Raw genomic sequence first — 1,603 nt, 5'->3', positions numbered from 1 at the left:
AATCTTAAGGTGTTAACGATGGCGCGATATTTATAACCTAGTGGGTTAAGTAAATCGAGTAACAAGGAGTTAGTCGCCCTTAAAAAGAACCTGTGAGCAGCGTATATTACACTTATTTGCCTATTTATGGGGAATAACCACACACCATAGACCTTCTTCACGTAAACAAACCAAACTATTGTAGTACCAGTCCGTAATAATATTTAATTAATTTGGGGGGGCTAAATTTGATACAAACTGTATTATTATTTTTGATTACGACTGCATGGATGTACAAAGAAGAGGGAACAATATAAAAGTAATTATCGAGAACAACCAAATTACACAATTATCTTGTCGTTAAATAAAGCCCATATATAAGCCGATTGGTACAATATTAAAAGCTAAATAAAAAGGAGATGACCAAAGTCATCTCCTTTTTAAATTATTATTGGTATTCGCTAAATTAAAGAGGTAACTAATACCTTATTTCAATTAACCTAATAGGCTAAGCGCTGTTTGCGGTAACTGATTCGCTTGCGACAAGATTGATGTACCTGCTTGTTGCAATATTTGGTTTTTCGTCATTTCTGCTGTTTCTGTTGCAAAGTCAGTATCTTGAATTCGGCTACGTGATGCAGATACGTTCTCTGATATATTCGCTAAGTTACTTATTGTGTGGTTAAAACGATTTTGAACCGCACCTAAGCTCGCTCGTTGTGAGTCGATGTTTGCAATCGCGTTATCAATAATTGCTAGCGCATCTTGCGAGCCTTTTTGGCTTGTAATATCAACATCAGCAACATCATTTAGCTTACTTGTTGTTTCTGTGATTACACCAGCTAGTGAATCATCAGACGCTTCTACGCTAAATGTTTCTGAAGAGTTTAATTGAATACCACCTGAAATTCGTGTTGAGTCAGTCGCAGTACCAGCCACACCACTTGTTAGTACAACAGGGACAGCCGTACCCGTTCCGCCATCATCTTCAACACCGGCATAAGACAGAGCTGTCACTGATAATGTACTCGCTACAGGAGCACCAGCAGCATCTGCTGTTGCATAACCTTCTAACGTTATATCTGCACCCGTATTATTAGATACTGATAATACACCGTTTTCAATACTCGCTGTTACGCCATGCTCATCAGTTGCACCATTAATAGCTTCAGCCATTGCTTGCTGGTCGCCATCTGCATTACCTGTAGCTACGTATGAAACCTTCTCGTCGTTAAGCTCAAAACTAACCGTCTCGCCAGAAACTGTTGCAGCACCACCAACAACTACCGTGGCCTCTGTTCTAGCTTGCGCACTAACACCTGTAGAGCTCGTTACACTGTTAATTGCAGCAGCTGTATCTTCTGCGCTAGCGCCTGCAGCAATAGTAACTTGAGCGTCATTACGTCCAGAGATATCATATGTACCGCCTGCATTTGTACTTGCCGCAGCGGTAGAAGCAGCTGCAGCTGTAGCAGTACCAAAACCTTCGTTAGCAGTACCACCTTGTAAATCTACTTGGTTAGAACCAATTTTTTCTGCCGCTACACTAGACAGTGATACGTTAATTGTTTCGTTTGCATTTGCACCAATTTGGAATGATTTCGAACCGAAGCTGCCGTTCAAT

1 protein-coding gene is annotated in these 1,603 nt (G+C 40.6%); it reads right to left on the bottom strand.

Going from position 1 to position 1,603, the window contains the following annotated elements; all coding sequences use genetic code 11:
• Nucleotides 1-474 precede the first annotated feature (474 nt).
• Nucleotides 475-1,602 carry a flagellin gene (locus tag DO88_RS19180; protein WP_050484180.1) on the bottom strand — a complete coding sequence of 376 codons (1,128 nt, stop codon included), beginning with the start codon at nucleotides 1,600-1,602 and terminating at the stop codon, nucleotides 475-477.
• Between the last annotated feature and the right edge of the window lies 1 nt (nucleotide 1,603).

Source organism: Pseudoalteromonas sp. S3431, from assembly GCF_000690035.1.
Classification (GTDB): domain Bacteria; phylum Pseudomonadota; class Gammaproteobacteria; order Enterobacterales; family Alteromonadaceae; genus Pseudoalteromonas; species Pseudoalteromonas fuliginea.
Note: the sequence above shows the minus strand (reverse complement) of the source record. Positions and strands in the feature narration are given on the sequence as shown.